General features: G+C 57.6%; 19 protein-coding genes. 16 read left to right on the top strand and 3 right to left on the bottom strand.

Annotated elements, in window-relative coordinates; all coding sequences use genetic code 11:
• Positions 1–119: 119 nt before the first annotated feature.
• Both PFH44_RS02670 and avtA read left to right on the top strand, forming a co-directional pair.
• Positions 120–2,153, top strand: a complete 2,034-nt coding sequence (locus PFH44_RS02670; protein ID WP_283824223.1) for an alpha-amylase — start codon at positions 120–122, stop codon at positions 2,151–2,153.
• A gap of 174 nt (positions 2,154–2,327) precedes the next feature.
• The gene (gene avtA, locus PFH44_RS02665; RefSeq protein ID WP_045853888.1) at positions 2,328–3,584 is read left to right on the top strand and encodes a valine--pyruvate transaminase; all 1,257 of its coding nucleotides are present in this window, start codon (positions 2,328–2,330) and stop codon (positions 3,582–3,584) included.
• 20 nt (positions 3,585–3,604) lie between these two features.
• Here the strand turns inward: avtA and PFH44_RS02660 are convergent, their stop codons facing one another.
• Positions 3,605–4,093 carry a 4Fe-4S dicluster domain-containing protein gene (locus PFH44_RS02660; RefSeq protein WP_283824222.1) on the bottom strand — a complete coding sequence of 163 codons (489 nt, stop codon included), beginning with the start codon at positions 4,091–4,093 and terminating at the stop codon, positions 3,605–3,607.
• A 120-nt stretch (positions 4,094–4,213) separates the two neighbouring features.
• On the bottom strand, positions 4,214–5,029 hold the full coding sequence (gene yiaJ / locus PFH44_RS02655) for an IclR family transcriptional regulator YiaJ (protein ID WP_045853886.1): 816 nt from the start codon (positions 5,027–5,029) through the stop codon (positions 4,214–4,216).
• Between the two features lie 223 nt (positions 5,030–5,252).
• Between yiaJ and PFH44_RS02650 the strand changes: the two genes are divergently transcribed.
• The 12 genes from PFH44_RS02650 to araD all read left to right on the top strand — a co-directional run bounded on the left by PFH44_RS02650 (position 5,253) and on the right by araD (position 17,560).
• Entirely contained in the window at positions 5,253–6,773 is a 1,521-nt protein-coding gene (locus PFH44_RS02650) for a sugar ABC transporter ATP-binding protein (protein WP_283824221.1), read from the top strand.
• A gap of 13 nt (positions 6,774–6,786) precedes the next feature.
• Positions 6,787–7,857 carry an ABC transporter permease gene (locus PFH44_RS02645; protein WP_045853884.1) on the top strand — a complete coding sequence of 357 codons (1,071 nt, stop codon included), beginning with the start codon at positions 6,787–6,789 and terminating at the stop codon, positions 7,855–7,857.
• Positions 7,858–7,920: 63 nt separating this feature from the next.
• Entirely contained in the window at positions 7,921–8,988 is a 1,068-nt protein-coding gene (locus PFH44_RS02640) for an ABC transporter substrate-binding protein (RefSeq protein WP_283824229.1), read from the top strand.
• A 1-nt stretch (position 8,989) separates the two neighbouring features.
• Positions 8,990–9,853, top strand: coding sequence for an SMP-30/gluconolactonase/LRE family protein (locus tag PFH44_RS02635; protein WP_283824220.1), 864 nt, complete (start codon positions 8,990–8,992; stop codon positions 9,851–9,853).
• A 113-nt stretch (positions 9,854–9,966) separates the two neighbouring features.
• Entirely contained in the window at positions 9,967–10,965 is a 999-nt protein-coding gene (gene yiaK, locus PFH44_RS02630) for a 3-dehydro-L-gulonate 2-dehydrogenase (protein ID WP_045853881.1), read from the top strand.
• A gap of 11 nt (positions 10,966–10,976) precedes the next feature.
• Positions 10,977–11,444, top strand: a complete 468-nt coding sequence (locus tag PFH44_RS02625; RefSeq protein ID WP_045853880.1) for a NanQ anomerase/TabA/YiaL family protein — start codon at positions 10,977–10,979, stop codon at positions 11,442–11,444.
• 45 nt (positions 11,445–11,489) lie between these two features.
• Entirely contained in the window at positions 11,490–12,425 is a 936-nt protein-coding gene (locus tag PFH44_RS02620; protein WP_283824219.1) for a DUF4862 family protein, read from the top strand.
• 53 nt (positions 12,426–12,478) lie between these two features.
• The gene (locus PFH44_RS02615) at positions 12,479–13,798 is read left to right on the top strand and encodes an MFS transporter (RefSeq protein ID WP_283824218.1); all 1,320 of its coding nucleotides are present in this window, start codon (positions 12,479–12,481) and stop codon (positions 13,796–13,798) included.
• 54 nt (positions 13,799–13,852) lie between these two features.
• The gene (locus PFH44_RS02610) at positions 13,853–15,358 is read left to right on the top strand and encodes an FGGY-family carbohydrate kinase (protein ID WP_283824217.1); all 1,506 of its coding nucleotides are present in this window, start codon (positions 13,853–13,855) and stop codon (positions 15,356–15,358) included.
• Positions 15,355–16,008 (top strand): 3-keto-L-gulonate-6-phosphate decarboxylase UlaD, encoded by a 654-nt coding sequence (gene ulaD, locus PFH44_RS02605; RefSeq protein ID WP_045853876.1) that lies wholly within the window; start codon positions 15,355–15,357, stop codon positions 16,006–16,008. Before PFH44_RS02610 ends, ulaD begins: the two co-directional genes overlap by 4 nt.
• 2 nt (positions 16,009–16,010) lie before the next feature.
• The gene (locus tag PFH44_RS02600) at positions 16,011–16,871 is read left to right on the top strand and encodes an L-ribulose-5-phosphate 3-epimerase (RefSeq protein WP_283824216.1); all 861 of its coding nucleotides are present in this window, start codon (positions 16,011–16,013) and stop codon (positions 16,869–16,871) included.
• Positions 16,865–17,560 carry an L-ribulose-5-phosphate 4-epimerase gene (araD, locus tag PFH44_RS02595; protein WP_283824215.1) on the top strand — a complete coding sequence of 232 codons (696 nt, stop codon included), beginning with the start codon at positions 16,865–16,867 and terminating at the stop codon, positions 17,558–17,560. The genes PFH44_RS02600 and araD overlap by 7 nt, the downstream gene beginning before the upstream one ends.
• Before the next feature lie 79 nt (positions 17,561–17,639).
• On the opposite strand, the gene PFH44_RS02590 is transcribed toward araD, so the two are convergent.
• Positions 17,640–18,458 carry an AraC family transcriptional regulator gene (locus tag PFH44_RS02590; RefSeq protein WP_283824214.1) on the bottom strand — a complete coding sequence of 273 codons (819 nt, stop codon included), beginning with the start codon at positions 18,456–18,458 and terminating at the stop codon, positions 17,640–17,642.
• 261 nt (positions 18,459–18,719) lie between these two features.
• On the opposite strand from PFH44_RS02590, the gene PFH44_RS02585 reads away from it, so the two are divergent.
• Both PFH44_RS02585 and PFH44_RS02580 read left to right on the top strand, forming a co-directional pair.
• A complete protein-coding gene (locus PFH44_RS02585; protein ID WP_283824213.1) occupies positions 18,720–20,120 on the top strand; it encodes an MFS transporter in 1,401 nt (466 codons plus the stop codon).
• Between the two features lie 10 nt (positions 20,121–20,130).
• Positions 20,131–22,092, top strand: coding sequence for a glycoside hydrolase family 127 protein (locus tag PFH44_RS02580; RefSeq protein WP_283824212.1), 1,962 nt, complete (start codon positions 20,131–20,133; stop codon positions 22,090–22,092).
• The last annotated feature ends 89 nt before the right edge of the window (positions 22,093–22,181 follow it).

The following is a 22,181-nucleotide window of genomic DNA, read 5'->3' as shown; positions in this document are numbered from 1 at the left end:
CTATTTTTTGAACTGAATCACTCACCCCTTTTCATCCTCCCCGTAAAAGCGCAGGTGGGATGAGTTCATCCCGCGGTCAGACAGGCAAACTGAACAAAAACCGCTTACAGGACTTCGGCATGAAACTCGCTGCACTCGCGTCGCTACTGTTGCCTGGGATGGCCTTCGCCGCCTGGACCACCCCTGACTTTCCCACCTTTACCGAAGAAGGCACCGGCCGATTTATTAGCCAAAACGAGGTGGCGAAGGGTACACGTCCGCTGCAAATAAATTTTGACCAACAGTGCTGGCAGCCGGTCGGAACCATAAAACTCAACCAAATGCTCTCCATGGAGCCCTGCCGCGGCGCGCCCGCGCAGTGGCGAGTTTTCCGCGAAGGCCTGTACACCCTCGATGTCGATACCCGCTCCGGCACGCCGACGCTGATGATCTCCCTCAAAGAGACCGAAACGGCGTCAGCGGTGACGCCCCAGCTGCGCCAGTGCCCGAAATGGCAGGGCCAGCCGCTGACGATTGCCGTCGGCCAGACCTTTGCCGAAGGCAGCAAGGTGCGTGATTTTTACAGCGGCAACATCGCGACGGTGAGCGGCGGGAAGGTTACCCTCCAGCCGGCCCCCAACAGCAACGGCCTGCTGCTGCTCGAACGGGCGGAAACCGACGCCATTGCGCCGTTTAGCTGGCATAACGCCACGGTCTATTTCGTGCTTACCGACCGCTTCGTTAACGGCAACCCCGCCAACGACAACAGCTACGGGCGGCACAAAGACGGCATGCAGGAGATCGGCACCTTTCACGGCGGCGACCTGCAGGGCCTGACCAGCCGGCTCGACTATCTCAAGCAGCTGGGCGTCAACGCGCTGTGGATAAGCTCCCCGCTGGAGCAGATTCACGGCTGGGTTGGCGGCGGAACCAAGGGGGACTTCCCGCACTACGCCTATCACGGCTACTACGCCCAGGACTGGACGAAGCTGGATGCCAACATGGGTACCGAAGCCGACCTCCGTCGCCTCGTCGATGAGGCCCATAAGCGCGGGATGCGCATCCTGTTTGATGTCGTGATGAACCACACCGGCTACGCGACGCTCGCCGATATGCAGGAGTTCAAATTTGGCTCCCTGTATCTGCAGGGCGATGAGCTGAAAAAGACGTTCGGCGAACGCTGGACCGACTGGAAGCCCGGCCCGGGCCAGAGCTGGCACAGCTTTAACGATTACATCAACTTTAGCGATAAGGCCGGCTGGGAAAAATGGTGGGGGAAAAAGTGGATCCGTACCGATATCGGCGACTACGATAACCCCGGCTTTGACGATCTAACCATGTCCCTGGCCTTCCTGCCGGACCTGAAAACGGAATCAACAACCCCTTCCGGCCTGCCGAACTTCTATCAGCAGAAAGCGGATACCGCCGCCAAAGAGATCCCCGGCTTCACGCCGCGCGACTACCTGACCCACTGGCTCAGCCAGTGGGTGCGTGATTACGGTATTGACGGTTTCCGCGTCGATACCGCCAAGCACGTCGAGCAGGCCGCCTGGCAGCAGCTGAAAACCCAGGCGACCGCGGCGCTGGCAGAGTGGAAGAAGGCCAACCACGACAAGGCGCTGGATAACGCGCCGTTCTGGATGACCGGCGAGGCCTGGGGCCACGGCGTCATGCAGAGCGACTACTATCGCCACGGTTTTGACGCGATGATTAACTTCGATTATCAGGATCAGGCGGCGAAAGCCGCGGATTGCCTGGCCAATATGGACCTGACCTGGCAGCAGATGGCGGACAAGCTGCAGCAGTTTAACGTCCTGAGCTACCTCTCATCGCACGATACGCGCCTGTTCCGCGAAGGCGGCAGCTCGGCGGCCGAACTGCTGCTGCTCGCCCCTGGCGCGGTGCAAATCTTCTACGGCGATGAGTCCTCGCGGCCCTTTGGCCCGACCGGCTCCGACCCGCTGCAGGGCACGCGCTCGGATATGAACTGGCAGGACGTCACGGGCAAAGCCGCGCTTAGCGTGACGCACTGGCAGAAGCTCGGCCAGTTCCGCGCCCGCCACCCGGCCATCGGTATGGGCAAGCAAACCACCCTCTCCCTGCCGCAGGGCTACGGTTTTGTACGCGAAAACGGCGATGATAAAGTGATGGTCGTTTGGGCAGGCCAGCGCTAGCCCACGGATAAGCGGCGCCCTCGGCTACCGAGGGCGCAAAAATAGAATAAAACGCTATAAAAAATAGATAACTCAGCACAATAACAAAACCCTCTCCGTTTCCGCAGATTTGCACCTCGCCAACGCTGGCGTTATGGTTACCCACTTTCCAGACATACCGACAGATTATTCGCGATGACATTTTCACTTTTCGGCGACAAATTCACCCGCCATTCGGGCATTACCCGTTTGATGGAAGACCTTAATGACGGCCTGCGTACGCCGGGTGCAATCATGCTGGGTGGCGGTAATCCCGCGCAAATCCCGGAAATGAATGACTACTTCAAGGACCTGCTTGCCGACATGCTGGCTAACGGTAAAGCCCTTGATGCGCTTTGTAATTACGATGGTCCGCAGGGCAAAAGCGAACTACTAAGCCTGCTGGCGCAGATGCTGCGTGATGAACTCGGCTGGGAGATTGAACCACAGAATATTGCACTGACAAACGGCAGTCAGAGTGCATTTTTCTACTTATTTAATCTCTTTGCCGGACGCCGTGCTGATGGCACCACCCGTAAGGTGCTGTTCCCGCTGACGCCGGAATATATCGGCTACGCCGATTCCGGTCTCGAAGAGGATCTGTTCGTCGCCACCCGCCCGAATATCGAACTGCTGCCGGAAGGCCAGTTTAAATATCATGTGGATTTTGAGCATCTGCAGGTGACGGAAGAGACGGGCATGATTTGCGTCTCCCGCCCAACCAACCCTACCGGCAACGTGATTACCGACGAAGAGCTGATCAAGCTGGATGCGCTGGCCAATCAGCACGGCGTGCCGCTGGTCATTGATAACGCCTACGGAGTTCCCTTCCCGGGGATTATTTTTAGCGACGCCAGGCCGCTATGGAACCCCAATATCGTGCTGTGCATGAGCCTCTCCAAGCTCGGTCTGCCGGGCAGCCGCTGCGGGATTATCATCGCCAACGAGAAGATCGTGACCGCCATCAGTAATATGAACGGCATTATCAGCCTTGCTCCGGGCGGCATGGGCCCGGCGATGATGTGCGAAATGATTAAGCGCAAGGATCTGCTGCGCCTGTCGGAGACGGTGATTAAGCCGTTCTATTACCAGCGGGTTCAGGAAACCATCGCCATTATTCGCCGCTATCTGCCGGCGGAGCGCTGCCTGATCCATAAGCCGGAAGGCGCCATTTTCCTCTGGCTGTGGTTTAAGGATCTGCCGATTTCCACCGAGCTGCTCTATCAGCGCCTGAAAAAGCGCGGCGTGCTGATGGTGCCGGGCGACTACTTCTTCCCGGGCCTCGATAAGCCCTGGCCGCACACCCACCAGTGCATGCGGATGAACTACGTGCCGGACCCGGAGAAAATTGAGGCTGGCGTGAAAATTCTCGCCGAAGAAGTTGAACGCGCGTGGGGCGAACAGGGCGCGTAATCGCGCGAGCTGTCGTCCCGCTACATCGCCAGCGCCGTCAGCCGACGGCGCCCGGCGCTTAATCTCTCCAGCTCCTCCCCCGTCATGCAGCGCAGCGCCTGGGTCGGACAGGCCGCCACGCAGGCCGGGCCGTCCTCGCGATGGCCGCACAAATCACATTTCAGCGCCTGCACGCCGTCGTCGGTCATCATGACGATCATCGCGCCGTACGGACAGGCCACCATGCAGCTTTTGCAGCCAATACAAAGGGATTGTTCAACGTACACCGCGCCGCTGACCCGACTCATCGCCCCCACCGGGCAGACGTTGGCGCAGGGTGCGTCTTCGCACTGATGGCAGGTCACGGCGGTGGTAAAAGCGCCGCTCTTCACCACCCGAATGCGTGCGCTGAAGGCTTTTGACGAAAGTGCGGCGCAGTCCTGATTTGCCTGGTGTGACACCACGCAGGCCACTTCGCAGGTACGACAGCCAATGCATTTGGCCGAATCCGCAGTGATAAAACGGTTCATTTTCCACTCCGCATGACGTTGATTACCGTCAGAGTGCCAGAAAATGAGCCGCCTTCGCTTTGATCCCGGCGGGGATTGTTGCCAGATCTGTCATCTGCCTAACGGCATCTGGCTTTTTGCCTACACGCGCAAGGTAAATCCCAGCTCGTTAGAGATCGCCTGCGCCGTGTCGCGCAGCGGCTTGAGCAGGTTTTTCTCACCAATCTGTTTTAGACGTGACGTCGAGAGTGAGATGGAGATGGCATAAGGCACACGGTGGTGAATATCAAATACCGGTACGGCAATGCAGGAAACGCCAAGCTCGTTCTCTTCGCGGTCCATCGCCATCGCGCCTTCACGAATTTGCGCCAGCTCGTCGTACATCGCCGGTAGCCCGGTAATGGTGTTGCGCGTCAGCGGCTGAATCTGCTCCTGGTGCGTCTCCCAGTACTCTTTCACATATTCCTGCTGACCAAACGCCATGTAAATCTTACCCATTGCCGAGCAGTATAGCGGCATATGCTGGCCGATATAGGCGCGGGTACGCAGCATCCCGGTCGTCGGTTCCAGCTTATAAATCAGAATGGCGTGATCGTCCTCGCGGCTGGAGAAGTTGATGGTTTCCCCGGTTAAGAGGTTTAGCGCTTCGAGATGCGGCGCCGCCACGTGGATAATATTCAGCGAGGTCAGGGCTTTTTGCCCAACGGCGATAAATTTGGTGGTTAAGCGGTAACTCCCGGCGGCAGGCGCGGGGGTGACGTAGCCACAGGATTGCAGCCCTTGTAGTAATCGGTGCACGGTGCTTTTGTTCAGCCCTGCCAGCTCTGAAAGATGCGCCAGCGGGCAACCGTTCGGGTAATTGCTTAGGATTTCTATCAACATCAAACCGCGAAACAAGCTCTGGCTTCCAGCCGGCCTCTCTTTCTCCTGCGCGTTTTCATTCTCTTTTGTGTTCATCGCTTCCGCTCTCCATTCTGTGGCGACCTGATGGTAGCGCAAAGTGTGTTTCACTTCACGATCTGAACAGAAATTTTGTAATTAACTGATTTTATTGAATTTCAAAAACATCCCCAGCGATTGCTTTGTGAAATCATGATCGATATATTTGAAATCAGATTTCGCATAGTGAAATTTATAGACTGCAAAACGTTCTCACCCCTTCGTAGGGAGGTCATCTTAAATGGCAGAAGCAGCAGTGTTGTCTCCGTTGTTATCCATGCGCCACATCGTCAAGCGCTTTGGTGGAAATGTGGCGGTCAATAACGTCAGTCTGGATATTTATCCGGGCCAGGTTGTGGCGCTGCTGGGAGAAAACGGTGCCGGCAAATCGACGCTGATTAAGGTGCTGGCAGGGGTCTATTCCCGCGATGGCGGCGAGATCCTGTTTCGCGGTCAGCTGGTGGATTCTGCCGCCGCGTTACGTCAGGGCAACGAACAGCCCATCGCCTTTATTCATCAGGATTTAGGCCTGGTGGAGTGGATGACCGTCGCCGAAAACATGGCGCTGGTGATGGGATTTCCCCGTCGCTTCGGCCTGATTGACTGGGTGGCCACCAAACGCCAGGCGCAAAAAGCGCTGGAAGATATCGGCATTCAGCTCGACCCGGACGACCGCGTGTTTGACCTTTCCCGCACCGAAAAATCCCTGCTGGCGATTGCCCGCGCGGTGGCGGTTGACGCCTCGGTGCTGGTGCTCGATGAACCGACGGCCTCGCTGCCTGCTGACGACGTACGCCACCTGTTCCGCGTCATGAACATCCTGCGCGAAAAACAGGTAGGGATGATTTACATCACCCACCGCCTGGATGAGGTGATGGAGATGGCTGATACGGTTTGTGCCATGCGCGACGGCTGCTACGCCGGAGGCGGCGATATCGGTCGCTACAGCCTGCGTGGTCTGGTCGAACTGATCGTGGGCGAAAGCCTGCGCGATGACCAGCGTCAGGCCCTACCCGATGCCAGCGCGCCGGTGCTGTTGAAAATGGAACATGTCAAAGTGGGCGATACCGGGCCGGTCACCTTCGAGCTGCGTGCCGGTGAGATGGTGGCGCTCGCCGGCCTGCGCGGCGCCGGTCAGGAAGAGATTGGGCGTTTACTGTTTGCCTGCAGGACGCAGGAAAGTGGACACATCACTTTAAATGGCGCGCCGTTCACGGCGACAACACCAGGGGAGGCGATGTCCGCAGGCGTCTCTTTTGTCGCAGGCGACCGTCTTCATGAAAGTCTGATTCCGGGCATGATGGTGCGTGAAAACCTGTTTATGAACCCCTGTAAACACGGTCATGCGCTGCTTTCCCGCTATAACGAGAACAGCGAAGCGCCGCTGAGCTGGGAGAAAATCCGCCAGTTCGACGTGCGCCCCTCGCAGATAAATATTGAAATCAGTGCACTGTCGGGCGGCAACCAGCAAAAAGTGGTGATGGCACGCTGGCTCTCGCTCAATGCTCCTCTGCTCATTCTGGAAGACCCTTCTGCTGGGGTTGACGTGGGCGCTCGCGCGGAAATTTACGATTTACTCAATCAGGCGCTGCAAAACGGCGTCGCCATTCTGGTCATCTCCAACGACCTGGAAGAGGTGGCGCACATCTGTAACCGGGCGTTGGTGTTTAATCGCGGGCAGATCGTCGGCGAACTTCTCAACCAGGATGTCACCTTTGCCAGATTGCTTGAGCTGGCATCGGGCAGCGGCACCATACATTAAGTCGGAGTGCGTTATGGCTAAAACATCAATGAAATCGACGGCCCTGGAATCACGCGTATCGCTTCATGAGCACGGTGTGGCCCCCTGGCTTGGACAATTGACCACCCGCTACGGCTTGCTCGCGATCTGCGTGGTGCTGGTTATCGTTTTTTCACTGACAACGCCTTCGTTTGCCTCCCTGCTGACGCTGCAGGCAATTCTCGACAGCAAGTCGAAAATCGCCCTTCTGGCGCTGGCGGCAACCATCCCGATGATTGTCGGCAAAATCGACCTGAACGTCGGCTTCGGCATCGTGCTCTGGCACATCCTCGCCATCACTTTGCAGGTTGAATATGGTTTCTCCTGGCCCGCCGCCGTGGCGATCGTGCTGGTACTCTCTGCGCTCTACGGTTTGCTGAACGGTATTCTGGTGGCGCTGGCGGATATCGACAGCTTCGTTGCGACCCTGGGTTCCGGTACGGTGCTGTACGCCGTCGCGCTCTGGCACTCTGGCGGTCGGCAGATCGTCGGTGACCTGCCGGACGCCTTTATCGCCCTGCATCACTCCGACCTGTTCGGCATTCCGGTAGTGGCCTTCTACGTTCTTTTTGCCGCCGTGGTGTTGTGGATTATTACCGAACACACCCCGATTGGACGCTGCATGTATGCGGTGGGCGGTAACCCGGTAGCCGCAGCGCTCAACGGCATTTCCGTTAACCGTTACATCATCGGGGCATTTATTACCTCCAGCACCTTAACCGGCTTTACCGGGGTGATCATCGCCGCCGAACAGGGCGTGGGCCAGGCTAGCGTCGGTATGGATTATCTGCTCCCGGCTCTGGTGGGCGCCTTCCTCGGCAGCACCACCATTCGTCCCGGCCGGGTGAACGTCTGGGGCACGGTGGTCGGTATTGCGGTGCTGGCGATTGGTATTGCGGGCATCCAGCAGTTCGGCGGCGCGTTTTGGGTCGAACCGCTGTTTAACGGCGCGACGCTGCTGCTGTCGATTACCCTGGCAGGCTACGCCCAACGCCGCCGGGCATTAAATAAAAAACTGGTGCAGCGGGCACAATCGCCAGCATCGGGCTCCTCTGTTACCCAATGAATATCGCGTAAGGAACTGAAAATGAATAATAAAATAGTTCAATACTGTCTGGCTGCCGGGTTGATGATGGCAAGTGGTTTCAGCCTCGCCGACGATACCTTTGTTCAGCAGGCGAAAACGGCGATTGCCAAAGCGACCGCGCCGGTCACCGCCTGGGACGGCCCAACCCAGGGCCCGGCGCTGCAGCCTAATAAGAAGATCATTTTCATCGCCTCGGACATGAAAAACGGCGGGGTGCTGGGCGTTAAAGAGGGGCTGGAAGAAGCGGCGAAAGCCGCAGGCTGGCAGCTGGATGTGCTGGATGGCGCCGGTTCGGTGAAAGATCAGCTGGCGGCACTAAACCAGGCGATCGCCCGTAAACCGGACGGTATAGTCATCGGCGGCTGGAACCCGAACGTCGCCAAAATTCCGCTGAAAAAAGCAGTCAAAGAGGGCATCGTGCTGACCGCATGGCACGCGGTTCCCGCGCCTGGCCCGGTTCCGGCTTACAACATTTTCTACAACGTGACCTCCGACTCGAACGAAGTCTCGCGCATGGCGGCGCTGTATGCGGTGGCGAAATCCAACGGCACCGCGAAGGTGCTGATTTTCACCGACTCGCTGTACCAAATCGCGCTGGATAAAGCTAACGCGATGAAGAAGGTGATTGAGCAGTGCAGCGGCTGCCAGGTGGTGGAGTTTATCGATACCCCGCTTGCCGACACCTCCAACCGCATGCCGGGCATGACCTACAGCCTGATCCAAAAATATGGCGACAGGTTCGAATACTCGCTGGCGATTAACGATCTGTACTTCGACTTTATGGCCCCGGCCCTGCAAACCGCGGGCAAAGGCACCGGAGATAAACCGCCGTACAACATCTCCGCCGGCGATGGTTCCGTTACCGCCTACCAGCGCGTGCGTGAAGGCAAAGCGCAGATCGCAACCGTACCAGAGCCGCTGAAACTGCACGGCTGGCAGCTGCTGGATGAATTTAACCGCGCCTTCGCGGGCAAAGAACCGTCGGGTTATGTCACCCCGGCACATCTGGTAACCAAGGAGAACATCGGCGCCGACGGCGGCCAGAACAACGAATTCGACCCGGACAACCATTATCGCGATCGCTACAAAGCCATCTGGGGCGTGAAGTGAGATGTTAGCCGTCACGGGAAGTTTTGAACGCCTGTGCTCACCGGCCATCTGGGCGGAAGGTCCGGTGTGGCTGGCAGACCAGAAGTGCCTGATTTTCAGCGATGTGAAGGGCAACAGGATGTTCCGTTGGGATGCGCAAAATGGCGTCAGCGTGTTTCGTGCTGAATCCCACTATGCCAACGGCAACGCGCTGGACAAGCAGGGGCGTCTGTTGACCTGCGAGCACGGTCGGCGCGGTATCAGCCGTACCGACGCCGCAGGCAATCACACCCTGCTGGTGGATAAAGTCGACGGGCTGCGCTTTAACTCCCCCAACGATATCGCGGTGCGCCAGGACGGGTCGATTTGGTTTACCGATCCGCCCTACGGCATCGTCGGTGACGAAGAGGGCTATCGCGCCGCAAGTCAGGTGATTGGCTGCTACGTCTATCGATTTGATGAGGCGCGTAGCCAGGTCGCTATTGCCATCAGCGATACCCAGCGCCCCAACGGGCTGGCCTTTTCGCCGGATGATAAATGGCTATACGTGGCAGATATGTCGGTTATTGATTTTCCGAGCCAGGGCCGCCGGGAAATTCGTGCTTACCGTCTTGAAGGCGATAGCGCGTTATTTTCCCACGTCGTAACCCAGGTCAAACCGGGTATTCCGGACGGATTCTGCGTCGACCGGGACGGGAATATTTACTGCAGCTGCGAGACGGGGATTTTGATTTTCTCCGCCGCAGGCGAGTTACTGGAAACCATTGCGGTCCCCGAGCGCGTCTCTAACTGCACCTTAGGTGGCCCCGACGGGAATACGCTGTTTATTACGGCGACGACATCGCTGTACCGGGTGACCCTCGCCCCATCCCGCCTTCAGGGATAAACCGGAGTAACGCCGAAACGCACCGGTCCTGCCGGCGCGATTTTGCAACCTAATACTATTTAGTGGAATGACATTCCACTATGCGAAACAAAAAGATGTCATGGAGAAAGCGTATGTTATTGAGTTTTTCAGACCTTAAAAATGAGTTTAACCGTGTCCTGTTGGCACGCGGCGTGGCGGCTGAAACCGCCGATGCCTGCGCGGAAATGTTCGCCCGCACCACCGAGTCAGGAGTCTATTCACACGGCGTAAACCGTTTCCCACGCTTTATTCAGCAGTTGGAAAACGGCGATATCATCCCGGAGGCCCAGCCGAAACGCACCGCTTCGCTGGGGGCGATTGAACAGTGGGATGCCCGGCGTTCTATCGGCAACCTGACCGCCAAAAAAATGATGGACCGGGCAATTGAACTGGCTTCTGACCACGGTATCGGCCTGGTTGCGGTGCGAAACGCCAACCACTGGATGCGCGGCGGCAGCTACGGCTGGCAGGCGGCGGAAAAAGGCTACATCGGTATCTGCTGGACCAACTCCATTGCCGTGATGCCGCCGTGGGGTGCCAAAGAGTGCCGCATCGGGACGAATCCGCTGATCGTCGCCATTCCGTCTACGCCGATCACCATGGTGGACATGTCGATGTCGATGTTCTCCTACGGCATGCTGGAAGTGAACCGTCTGGCAGGCCGCCAGCTGCCGGTTGACGGCGGCTTCGATGACGAAGGCAACCTGACCAAGGACCCGGCCCCCATCGAGAAAAACCGCCGTATTCTGCCGATGGGCTACTGGAAAGGTTCAGGCCTCTCCATCGTGCTGGACATGATCGCCACCCTGCTCTCCGATGGATCTTCCGTTGCTGCGGTCACTGAAGACAACAGCGACGAGTTCAACATTTCGCAAGTCTTTATTGCTATCGAAGTGGACAAGCTGATCGACGGCGCCACCCGTGACGCCAAGCTGCAGCGCATCATGGATTACATCACCAGCGCCGAACGTGCCGATGAAAACGTGCCGGTCCGTCTGCCCGGCCATGAGTTTTCTCGTCTGCTGGAAGAGAACCGCCGCAACGGAATCACCGTTGATGACAGCGTGTGGGCAAAAATCAAAGCGCTGTAAGGAATATCATCATGATTTATGGACATATTTCTCAACCCAACGCCTGCCGGTATCCGGCTGCGATTGAAAAAGCACTGGAATTTTTGCGCACCACGGACTTCAGCAAGCTGGAGACCGGGGTGGTCGAAATCGAGGGGCGTACGATCTTCGCGCAGATCCTCGACCTGACCACCCGTCCGCACGATGAGCTGCGCCCGGAAGTCCACCGCCGCTACCTGGATATCCAGTTTTTATATTCCGGTGAAGAGCAGATCGGTGTTGCTATCGATACCGGCAATAATGCAGTAAGCGAAGAATTACTTGAGCAGCGGGATATTATTTTCTATCACGACAGCGAAAACGAATCGTTAATAGAAATGAGACCGGGGAACTACGCCATATTTTTCCCGCAGGACGTTCACCGCCCCGCCTGTAATAAACAGCGGCAAACGGCAATCAGGAAAATAGTGGTTAAGGTTGCTATTTCCGCTTTAGATTAATCCGTAATTTATTTGTCGAACGCCGATAAATAAAAGGAGTGAAAAATGGAAAGAAATGACGCCGGTTATATCATCGGCGCATACCCTTGCGCGCCCTCATTTCACCAAAAGAGCGAACAGGAAGAGACGGAATTCTGGCGCTTACTCGCGGACACGCCCCACATCCGCGGGCTGGAGCAGCCATGCCATGAGAACTTTCACCCCTATGGCGATGAGTGGTTGTTCCAGCATACGCCGCAGGAGTGGAAGATGGTGGTGACGGCCATCCCGGAAACGATGCGGCGCCGTGGCGGCGGCAACACCGCTTTCGGCCTGGCCTCCAGCGATGAAGCGCAGCGCCTGGCATGCGTCGAATTCCATCGTCATTTACTCAACAAAATCAATGCGCTAAACAAACGCTTTGCCGGCAAGGTCATCTCCCTTGAGCTGCAGGCAGCCCCGCTTGCGGGCAATACGAACGTGGGGCAGGCAACCGATGCCTTCGCACGCTCAATCAAAGAGATTGCGGGCTGGGACTGGTCATGCTCACTGGTACTGGAACATTGTGATGCCATGAACCAGCCCGCGCCACGCAAAGGCTTTCTACCGCTGGAAAACGTGCTGGCGGTCCTGGCAGGTTACAGCATTGATATCTGCATCAACTGGGCGCGTTCGGCGATTGAAGGGCGTAACGCCGCCCTGCCGCTGACGCACGCTCAGGCGGTACATGCCGCAGGAAAACTGGGGGCGCTGATGTTCTCTGGCACCGCGACCGAAGGGCCGTACGGCGAATGGACTGACCTGCACACACCGTTCGCGCCGTTCTGCCCGCAAAGCCTGTTAACGGCGGCTCACGCAAAAGAATTATTTAATGTGGCTGACCCAGCAAAATTACAGTTTGCCGGTATTAAGTTACTGGAAATTGATGCTAATGCTGATGCGAATCATCGCATAGCCATATTACGCGATGGCATTAACGCGTTAAACATAGCCCAACAATAAATATAAAGCGTTAATTTAATCGCAAGGCCAGTTAATTTAAACACGAGATTAATATGAACACTTCCTCTTACGCTACAACCGCGGCTATCCCGCGCCAACGCTGGTTAAGAATTATTCCTCCGATTCTTATCGCGTGTATTATTTCGTATATGGACCGCGTGAATATTGCCTTTGCCATGCCCGGCGGGATGGATCAGGATTTAGGCATCACCGCGACGATGGCAGGCCTGGCTGGCGGTATTTTCTTCCTCGGCTATCTCTTCTTACAGGTACCAGGCGGCAAAATCGCCGTTCACGGCAGCGGCAAAAAATTCATCGGCTGGTCGCTGGTGGCGTGGGCGGTAATTTCCGTATTCACCGGGCTTGTTACCAACCACTACCAGCTGCTGGCACTGCGCTTCCTGCTGGGCGTGGCGGAAGGCGGCATGCTGCCTGTGGTACTCACCATGATCAGCAACTGGTTCCCGGATGCCGAGCGCGGCCGCGCTAACGCCATCGTCATCATGTTCGTGCCGATCGCCGGGATCATCACCGCCCCACTCTCTGGCTGGATCATCACCGCCCTCGACTGGCGCTGGCTGTTCATCATCGAAGGCCTGCTCTCCCTCGTCGTGCTGGTGATATGGGCGCTGACCGTTTATGACCGCCCGCAGGAAGCCCGCTGGATTTCCGACGCAGAGAAAAAATACCTGGTGGAAACCCTGGCCGCTGAACAGCGCGCCATTGCCGGTAAAACCACGGTGAATGCCTCTCTGGGCGCCGTGCTCTCTGACCGCACGATGTGGCAGCTGATTGCCCTGAACTTCTTCTACCAGACCGGGATTTACGGCTACACCCTGTGGCTACCGACCATCCTGAAAGAGCTGACCCACACCAGTATGGGCCAGGTCGGGATGCTCGCCATTCTGCCGTACGTCGGGGCAATTGCCGGGATGTTCCTGTTCTCTTCCCTGTCTGACCGCACCGGCAAACGCAAGCTGTTCGTCTCCCTGCCGCTGATTGGTTTCGCCACCTGCATGTTCCTTTCCGTTGTGCTGAAAGAGAGCGTCTGGCTGTCGTACACCGCGCTGGTCGGCTGTGGCTTCTTCCTGCAGTCCGCTGCCGGGGTGTTCTGGACCATTCCTGCCCGTCTGTTCAGCGCCGAAATGGCCGGCGGCGCACGCGGCGTGATCAATGCCCTCGGCAACCTCGGCGGCTTCTGCGGCCCGTATGCCGTAGGCGTGCTGATCACTCTTTACAGCAAAGATGCGGGCGTTTACTGCCTGGCGATTTCACTGGCGATTGCCGCGCTGATGGCGCTGCTGCTGCCGTCCAGGTGCGACGCCAACAGTTCGTCTGTCGGTGCGGTCAACGCACCGAAACGCGCGATCTGACGCCTTCACCCCAACCCTCTCCCGGCGGGAGAGGGTGCAAACCAGGAAAAAAAGATGAGTGAAAAAGAGACCTTCTGGCTGGGTATCGATTGTGGCGGTACTTATCTGAAAGCAGGCCTGTACAACAGCCAGGGTAAAGAATTCGATATTGAACGCCAGTCCGTTCAGACCCTCAGCCCGCAGCCCGGCTGGGCGGAGCGCGACATGGCGGCATTGTGGCAGCACTGCGCGACAACCATTTCCCGTCTGCTGCGGCGCACCGGCGTTCGCGGTGAACAAATCAGGGGCGTCGGCATTTCCGCTCAGGGCAAGGGGCTGTTTTTACTGGATAAAAATGACCAGCCGCTGGGCACCGCGATCCTCTCTTCCGATCGCCGCGCGATGGAGATCGTCAAACGCTGGCAGCAGGACGGCATTCCACAAAAGCTCTATCCGTTAACGCGCCAGACCTTATGGACCGGGCACCCGGCTTCACTGCTGCGCTGGGTGAAAGAGCACGAGCCGCAGCGTTACGCGCAAATTGGCTGCGTGATGATGGGCCACGATTATCTGCGCTGGTGCCTCACCGGCGTGAAGGGATGCGAAGAGAGCAATATCTCTGAATCCAACCTCTACCATATGACCTCCGGGCAGTACGATCCCTGCCTGACGCAGTGGCTTGGCATCAGCGAAATCGACGCTGCGCTGCCGCCCATTGTCGGTTCATCCCAAATCAGCGGTGAAATCACCTCTCAGGCAGCCGCCATGACCGGTCTCGCGGCGGGAACGCCCGTCGTGGGCGGTCTGTTTGATGTGGTTTCTACCGCGCTTTGCGCCGGGCTGGATGACGAGTACACGCTGAACGCCGTGATGGGAACCTGGGCGGTCACCAGCGGCATCGCTGAAGGGCTGCGCGATAACGAAGCGCACCCCTTCGTCTATGGACGCTACGTCAACGATGGCCAGTACATCGTCCACGAAGCCAGTCCCACCTCCTCCGGCAACCTCGAATGGCTGACCGCACAATTTGGCGATATCAGCTTTGATGAAATCAACAAGCTCGTCGCCAGCCTGCCGAAGGCCACCAGCGATGTCTTCTTCCTGCCCTTCCTGTACGGCAGTAACGCCGGGCTTGATATGACCAGCGGCTTTTACGGCATGCAGGCGCTGCACACCCGAGCGCACCTGTTACAGGCGGTCTATGAAGGGGTGGTGTTTAGCCACATGACGCACCTCAACCGCATGCGCGAACGCTTTACCGAAGTACGCTCCCTGCGCGTCACCGGCGGCCCGGCGCACTCCCCGGTGTGGATGCAGATGCTGGCTGACGTCAGCGGCCTGCCCGTTGAGCTGCCGCAGGTGGAAGAGACCGGCTGCTTTGGTGCCGCCATTGCAGCCCTCGTCGGCACCGGCGTTTACGCCAACTTCGCCGACGCCCAGCGGACCCTCAGCTACGAAATGCGCACCCTGATGCCGGACATGAACGCCCACACGGCCTACCAGCGCAAATACCACCGTTACCAGATTTTAATTGAAGCACTTCAGGGCTTTCACGCCCGTATTAAGGAGCACTCTTTATGAGCCGACCATTACTGCAGCTGGCGCTCGATCACACCGATCTTGCCGCCGCCCAGCGCGATGTTGCGTTGCTAAAGGACCACGTGGATATCGTAGAGGCAGGCACCATTCTCTGCCTGAGCGAGGGGCTAAACGCCATTCGCGCCCTGCGCGCCCAATGCCCGGAAAAAACGATCGTCGCCGACTGGAAAGTCGCTGACGCCGGGGAAACCCTGGCCCAGCAGGCGCTGGAAGCGGGTGCCAACTGGATGACCATCATCTGTGCCGCACCGCTGGCCACCATCGAGAAAGGTCACGCCGTTGCTGCCGCACGCGGCGGTGAAATCCAAATCGAGCTGTTTGGTAACTGGACCTTCGACGATGCCCGCGACTGGTACAGCACCGGCGTGCGTCAGGCGATTTATCACCGCGGGCGCGACGCCCAGGCGAGCGGCCAGCAGTGGGGCGAAGTGGATCTGGCGCGCATGAAAGCGCTGTCGGATATCGGCCTGCAGCTCTCCGTCACGGGGGGCATCACCCCTGCCGACCTGCCGCTGTTCAAAGAGATTAACGTCAAGGCCTTTATTGCCGGACGCGCCCTTTCCAGCGCCGCCGATCCGCAGCAGGTGGCTGAAGAGTTCCACGCCCGCATTCGCGACATCTGGAGAGCGTAATCATGCGTAACCATCCATTAGGTATTTATGAAAAAGCGCTATCGAAAGACCTCTCCTGGCCGGAACGTCTGGTTCTGGCTAAAAGCTGCGGATTCGACTTCGTGGAAATGTCCGTCGACGAAACCGACGAGCGCCTGTCGCGACTCGAATGGACCACCGCCCAGCGCGCCTCGTTAGTGGAAGCGATGCTGGAAACCAATGTGTCAATTCCGTCGATGTGCCTTTCCGCGCACCGCCGTTTTCCGTTCGGCAGCCGCGACGAAGCCGTGCGCGAGCGCGCCAGGGACATCATGACCAAAGCCATCAGGCTGGCGCGCGATTTGGGTATCCGCACCATCCAGCTCGCCGGTTACGACGTCTATTACGAAGAGCATGACGCGGGCACTCAGCAGCGCTTCGCCGAAGGGCTGGCGTGGGCCGTTGAACAGGCCGCAGGGGCGCAGGTGATGCTGGCGGTGGAGATCATGGACACCGCGTTTATGAACTCCATCACCAAGTGGAAAAAATGGGACCAGCTGCTCGCCTCGCCGTGGTTCGCCGTCTACCCGGACGTGGGCAACCTCAGCGCCTGGGGTAATGACGTCCCGGCAGAGCTGGCTCTGGGCATCGACCGCATCGCCGCTATTCATCTGAAAGACACGCAGCCGGTTACCGACACCAGCCCAGGCCAGTTCCGTGATGTGCCGTTCGGCGAAGGATGCGTCGATTTCGTCAACGTCTTCAGCACGTTACAGAACCTGAACTATCGCGGCTCATTTCTGATTGAGATGTGGACCGAAAAAGCCAAAGAGCCGGTACTGGAAATCATTCAGGCCCGTCGCTGGATTGAAGCCCGTATGGAGGAAGGAGGATTCGTATGTTAGAGCAACTGAAAGCCGAGGTGCTGGCGGCAAACCTGGCGCTGCCCGCTCACAGGCTTGTCACCTTCACCTGGGGTAACGTCAGCGCGGTGGATGAAACCGGCAAACTGATGGTGATTAAGCCTTCAGGCGTGGAGTACGCCGTGATGAAAGCCGAAGATATGGTGGTGGTGGATATCGCCAGCGGCAAGGTGGTGGACGGCAGCAAGAAACCCTCTTCCGATACGCCAACGCACCTGGCGCTATATCGTCGCTTCCCGGAGATCGGCGGCATTGTGCATACTCACTCCCGCCACGCCACCATCTGGTCACAGGCCGGACTGGACCTGCCCGCCTGGGGCACCACCCACGCGGACTATTTCTACGGGACGATTCCGTGCACTCGCCTGATGACCTCTGAAGAGATCGGCGGCGAGTACGAGTACGAGACCGGCGAAGTGATCGTCAAAACGTTTGAAGAGCGCGGCCTGAACCCGATGCAGGTTCCGGCGGTGCTGGTGCACTCCCACGGCCCGTTTGCCTGGGGTAAAAACGCCCATGACGCGGTGCACAATGCGGTAGTGCTGGAAGAGTGCGCCTATATGGGCCTGTTCTCGCGCCAGCTGGCCCCCCAGCTGCCGGATATGCAGCCTGAATTGTTGGATAAACACTATCTGCGTAAGCACGGAGCGAATGCCTATTACGGGCAGTGAGTAAGCCCTCTGCCCCCTGACGGTCTTCCTGTGGGAGAGCGTCAGGGGCCAGGGCACCAGACCGTGCTATACCTGAACCTCATACCGAATTAATATGCTCCTTACAATACCGCCGCTTCCATGCGGCGGGCGTGATGCCGGTATGCTTGCGGAAAATTTGCCGAAAATAGCCCACATCGTGAAAACCGCACTGCTCCGCCACCTCTTTTAGCGACAGCGAATCGCCGATCAGCAGCTTCTCCGCTGCCCGCACACGCTGACGGTGAATGGCTTCGGTTAACGTCAGACGAAAGGCCCGTCGATAAACCCGGCCTAAATAGTCCACATTGCAGTGCAGCTCTTTCGCCAGCAGCGACGCCGAAATGGGCAGGTGAAAGTGCGTACCGATCATCTGACGGGCTTTCCAGGCCAGCGCAATGCCTGGGTTATTCCCCGCATTTTCGCTTAACGCAGAGGCTGATATCTGCTGCAAAATCAGCAGTAAAATACATTCCAGCGCTACGCTACGGTGCACATTTTCCTGCTCATTTAAGAATTGTCGAAATAGCCCGGTCATATATTGTGGGTCACTCAACGTTGTGTGCTGCGGTAACATCAACACCGATTGTTGCGCTTTTTTCTCCACCGCCGGAGTTAATTCAAAATGCAGCCAGTAGAACTTTAAATCTGCCGGAAATTCCCCCACGCCGACATGACGGCGTTGCGGCCAGAGTAATAAACTTTCTCCTGACTTTACCGTGAAAATTTTATCCTCTTCACGGATCGTTAATGTCCCCTTTTCAACAAAAATAGCTTCCCAGGAATCCAGGGTACGCGACGGGTGGCTTCCCACGCCGCGCGAAATAAATAACCCTCCGTTTTGTACCCGGATCGGAAGTACTATGGATAATTCGAGCATAACTATGTCAACTCTCGCTATTACGTGACGAAAATAACCAACTTATTATTGATTATTAACGAAAACAGCATGGCTGAGCGGATCGAAATCACATTTTCTCAATCAGGTCGGAATCATCACCTTTTTGTACTTTTCCCTTCCCTTGTTGTGTGGTGAATTCAATGCAAAATAAAAAGGTACTTTGCAAACCACACAACAAGAGCCACAACCAGGCGGCTTATTTTCTGGAAACAAAATCTCCGAATACGTGAGGCGTTCTCCATGACTTCGACATTAATTTCTACAACCGATTCGGCGCAAAAAGCGCTGGACGATAAATTATCCGTACGTGAAAAAATAGGCTATGGGCTGGGGGATGCAGGCGGAACGGTCATTACCTGCCTGATCATGAACTTTTTAACTTTTTTCTATACCGATGTCTTTGGGCTGACGCCCGCGCTGGTTGGAACCCTGTTCCTGGCCCTGCGCGTTTTCGACGCGATTTCCGACCCAATCATGGGCGTTCTGGCCGACCGCACCCAAAGCCGCTGGGGACGCTTTCGCCCCTGGCAGCTGTGGATCGCCGTGCCGATCGGGATTATAGGCGTCCTGACCTTTACCGTACCCGATGCCAGCATGGGGGTAAAAATCGCCTGGGCATTCGGCACCTACCTGCTGCTGTCGATGAGCTACACCGCAATTAACGTGCCGTACTGCGCGCTGATCAACACCATGACCACGCGCCATAGCGAGGTTATCTCGTGCCAGGCCTGGCGCTTTGTCCTGTGCGGCGTAGCAGGATTTTTGGTCTCCGTCGGGCTGCCGTGGCTGGTAAAAGTGCTCGGTCAGGGCAACACGGCCCAGGGCTATCAGTATGGCGTCGGCGTACTCTGCGCCATTGCGGTGGTGATGTTCCTGTGCTGCTTCTTCTGGGTTCGCGAACGCGTCTCTCTGGACATGATGGGTAAATTTACCCTGCGGGAGCATATCGCCGGCCTGCGTAAAAACGACCAGCTGCTGCTGATGCTGGTGATGTCGTTCCTGCTGATCAACGTCTTTAATATCCGCGGCGGCGGCTACATGTACTTCATCACCTACGTCCTTGAGGGGTCCACCGGCTACACCTCGCTATTTTTCACCATGGTGACCTTCGCGTCGATTTTCGGCTCCGTCATCATCAACCTGCTTTCACGCCGCTTCGATACCGTCAGGCTCTACTACTACACCAACCTGGTGCTGGCCGCGCTGGCCATCGCGATGTGGTTTTTACCGACCGGCCCGGCATACCAGACCCTGTGGCTGGGGGTCATTCTCGGCAACGGCATTATTCTCGGCTTCACCCTGCCGCTGCACTTCTCGCTGATGGCCTTCTCTGACGACTACGGCGAATGGAAAACCGGCGTACGTTCTTCCGGGATGAACTTTGCCTTCAACCTGTTCTTTATCAAGCTGGCGTGGGCCTCCAGTGCCGGAATTATCAGCCTGATCTTTATCTACGTGGCCTATCAGCCAGGCGCTGGCAACCAAACCGCCCTGTCGCTGTCCGGGATCTCCTCAATGGAAACCCTGCTGCCCGCTCTTTTCCATCTGCTGCTGGCCTTCTCGATCCGCGCCTGCAAGCTCAATAATCCTATGATGGCGCGCATTGCCACCGACCTGCGCACCCGTCACGTTCAGCCTTAAGGAGTCCGTCATGTCCGTAATGGAAGTCAATCTACACACGCTGAAAATCAGCGATCCGTTTCTTGGCCAGTACCAGCAGCTGGTGCGCGATGTGGTGATCCCCTACCAGTGGGATGCGCTCAATGACCGTATCGACGAGGCTGACCCAAGCCATGCGATAGAAAACTTCCGCATCGCCGCAGGGCGGCAGGAGGGGGAGTTTTACGGAATGGTATTTCAGGACAGCGACGTGGCGAAATGGCTGGAAGCGGTGGCCTGGTCGCTGTGTCAGAAGCCTGACGCCGAGCTGGAAAAAACCGCCGATGAGGTGATTGAACTGGTAGCCGCCGCCCAGTGCGAAGATGGCTATCTGAACACTTATTTCACCGTCAAAGCGCCAGCAGATCGCTGGACTAACCTCGCCGAGTGCCACGAACTCTACTGCGCCGGGCACATGATTGAAGCGGGCGTGGCCTTCTTCCAGGCAACCGGGAAGCGTCGGCTGCTGGGGGTAGTTTGCCGCCTCGCCGACCATATCGATAGCGTGTTTGGCCCCGGCGAAAACCAGCTGCACGGCTATCCTGGACATCCGGAGATCGAGCTGGCGTTAATGCGCCTGTATGACGTGACTCAGGAGTCGCGCTACCTGGCGCTGGTGAACTACTTCGTCGAGGAGCGCGGAACGCAGCCGCATTTCTACGATATCGAATACGAAAAACGCGGCAAAACCTCCTGGTGGAACACCTACGGCCCGGCGTGGATAGTGATGGATAAGGCCTATAGCCAGGCGCATCAGCCGATTGCCGAGCAGCCCGTCGCCATCGGCCACGCGGTGCGTTTTGTCTACCTGATGACCGGCGTCGCCCATCTCGCTCGCTTAAGCCAGGACGAAGGTAAACGTCAGGACTGCCTGCGCCTGTGGAACAATATGGTTCAGCGTCAGCTGTATATTACCGGCGGTATTGGCTCACAGAGCAGCGGCGAGGCCTTCAGCAGCGACTACGACCTGCCAAACGACACGGTCTATGCCGAAAGCTGCGCCTCCATTGGCCTGATGATGTTTGCTCGCCGGATGCTGGAAATGGAAGCCGACAGCCAGTACGCCGACGTCATGGAGCGCGCCTTGTACAATACGGTTCTGGGCGGAATGGCGCTGGATGGTAAGCACTTCTTCTACGTCAACCCGCTGGAAGTGCATCCTAAATCATTAAAATTCAATCATATCTATGACCACGTTAAGCCCGTTCGCCAGCGCTGGTTCGGCTGCGCCTGCTGCCCGCCGAACATCGCCCGCGTGCTCACCTCGCTGGGGCACTACATCTACACGCCGCATGACGACGCGTTGTACATCAACCTGTATGTCGGCAACAGCGCCGAGATCCCGGTGGGTGATAAGACCTTACGGCTGCGTATCAGCGGCAACTATCCGTGGCAGGAGCAGGTGAAAATAGCAATCGACTCGCCCATACCAATCGACCATACCCTGGCGCTGCGCCTGCCGGACTGGTGCGACAAGCCGCAGGTAACGCTGAACGGTGTGCCAGTTCCACAGGATGTGCGCAAAGGCTATCTGCACATTAGCCACCGCTGGCAGGAAGGCGACACGCTTCTGTTAACGCTGCCGATGCCGGTGCGCCGCATTTACGGTAACCCGCTGGTGCGGCATCAGGCAGGCCAGGTCGCCGTCCAGCGAGGCCCGCTGGTTTATTGCCTGGAGCAGGCGGATAACGGCGAGCAGCTGCATAACCTACAGCTGCCGCGTCACGCACAATTCAGCGCTTTTGAAGGCCAGGGGATTTTTGCTCATAAGATACTTCTCCAGGCGCCGGGCTATAAGCAAACGGCGGAGAATGCCGAAAGCCAGGCGCTGTGGAATTACGACCGTGCTTCGGCCGTGCGTCAGCCGCAGACCTTAACCTTTATCCCGTGGTTTAGCTGGGCCAACCGCGGCGAAGGAGAGATGCGTATCTGGGTGAAAGAAGCGGACGAATAAACGCGTAGGACCTGACTACCTCCCTCGAAAACCGTCCCCCGCTCAAGCTGCGCTGAGTGGGGAGACAATCTGCCGCCATTCTAGCCCGG

The sequence above is a fragment of the Klebsiella sp. Ech2A genome, from assembly GCF_030078455.1.
Taxonomy (GTDB): domain Bacteria; phylum Pseudomonadota; class Gammaproteobacteria; order Enterobacterales; family Enterobacteriaceae; genus Klebsiella; species Klebsiella terrigena.
This window is presented reverse-complemented; position numbering and strand designations above follow the sequence as displayed.

Bases quoted from the DNA above. Each gene is read 5' to 3' on its own strand.
- PFH44_RS02670 (WP_283824223.1), top strand. From the start codon at position 120: ATGAAACTCGCTGCACTCGCGTCGCTACTGTTGCCTGGGATGGCCTTC.
- avtA (WP_045853888.1), top strand. From the start codon at position 2,328: ATGACATTTTCACTTTTCGGCGACAAATTCACCCGCCATTCGGGCATT.
- PFH44_RS02660 (WP_283824222.1), bottom strand. From the start codon at position 4,093: ATGAACCGTTTTATCACTGCGGATTCGGCCAAATGCATTGGCTGTCGT.
- yiaJ (WP_045853886.1), bottom strand. From the start codon at position 5,029: ATGAACACAAAAGAGAATGAAAACGCGCAGGAGAAAGAGAGGCCGGCT.
- PFH44_RS02650 (WP_283824221.1), top strand. From the start codon at position 5,253: ATGGCAGAAGCAGCAGTGTTGTCTCCGTTGTTATCCATGCGCCACATC.
- PFH44_RS02645 (WP_045853884.1), top strand. From the start codon at position 6,787: ATGGCTAAAACATCAATGAAATCGACGGCCCTGGAATCACGCGTATCG.
- PFH44_RS02640 (WP_283824229.1), top strand. From the start codon at position 7,921: ATGATGGCAAGTGGTTTCAGCCTCGCCGACGATACCTTTGTTCAGCAG.
- PFH44_RS02635 (WP_283824220.1), top strand. From the start codon at position 8,990: ATGTTAGCCGTCACGGGAAGTTTTGAACGCCTGTGCTCACCGGCCATC.
- yiaK (WP_045853881.1), top strand. From the start codon at position 9,967: ATGTTATTGAGTTTTTCAGACCTTAAAAATGAGTTTAACCGTGTCCTG.
- PFH44_RS02625 (WP_045853880.1), top strand. From the start codon at position 10,977: ATGATTTATGGACATATTTCTCAACCCAACGCCTGCCGGTATCCGGCT.
- PFH44_RS02620 (WP_283824219.1), top strand. From the start codon at position 11,490: ATGGAAAGAAATGACGCCGGTTATATCATCGGCGCATACCCTTGCGCG.
- PFH44_RS02615 (WP_283824218.1), top strand. From the start codon at position 12,479: ATGAACACTTCCTCTTACGCTACAACCGCGGCTATCCCGCGCCAACGC.
- PFH44_RS02610 (WP_283824217.1), top strand. From the start codon at position 13,853: ATGAGTGAAAAAGAGACCTTCTGGCTGGGTATCGATTGTGGCGGTACT.
- ulaD (WP_045853876.1), top strand. From the start codon at position 15,355: ATGAGCCGACCATTACTGCAGCTGGCGCTCGATCACACCGATCTTGCC.
- PFH44_RS02600 (WP_283824216.1), top strand. From the start codon at position 16,011: ATGCGTAACCATCCATTAGGTATTTATGAAAAAGCGCTATCGAAAGAC.
- araD (WP_283824215.1), top strand. From the start codon at position 16,865: ATGTTAGAGCAACTGAAAGCCGAGGTGCTGGCGGCAAACCTGGCGCTG.
- PFH44_RS02590 (WP_283824214.1), bottom strand. From the start codon at position 18,458: ATGCTCGAATTATCCATAGTACTTCCGATCCGGGTACAAAACGGAGGG.
- PFH44_RS02585 (WP_283824213.1), top strand. From the start codon at position 18,720: ATGACTTCGACATTAATTTCTACAACCGATTCGGCGCAAAAAGCGCTG.
- PFH44_RS02580 (WP_283824212.1), top strand. From the start codon at position 20,131: ATGTCCGTAATGGAAGTCAATCTACACACGCTGAAAATCAGCGATCCG.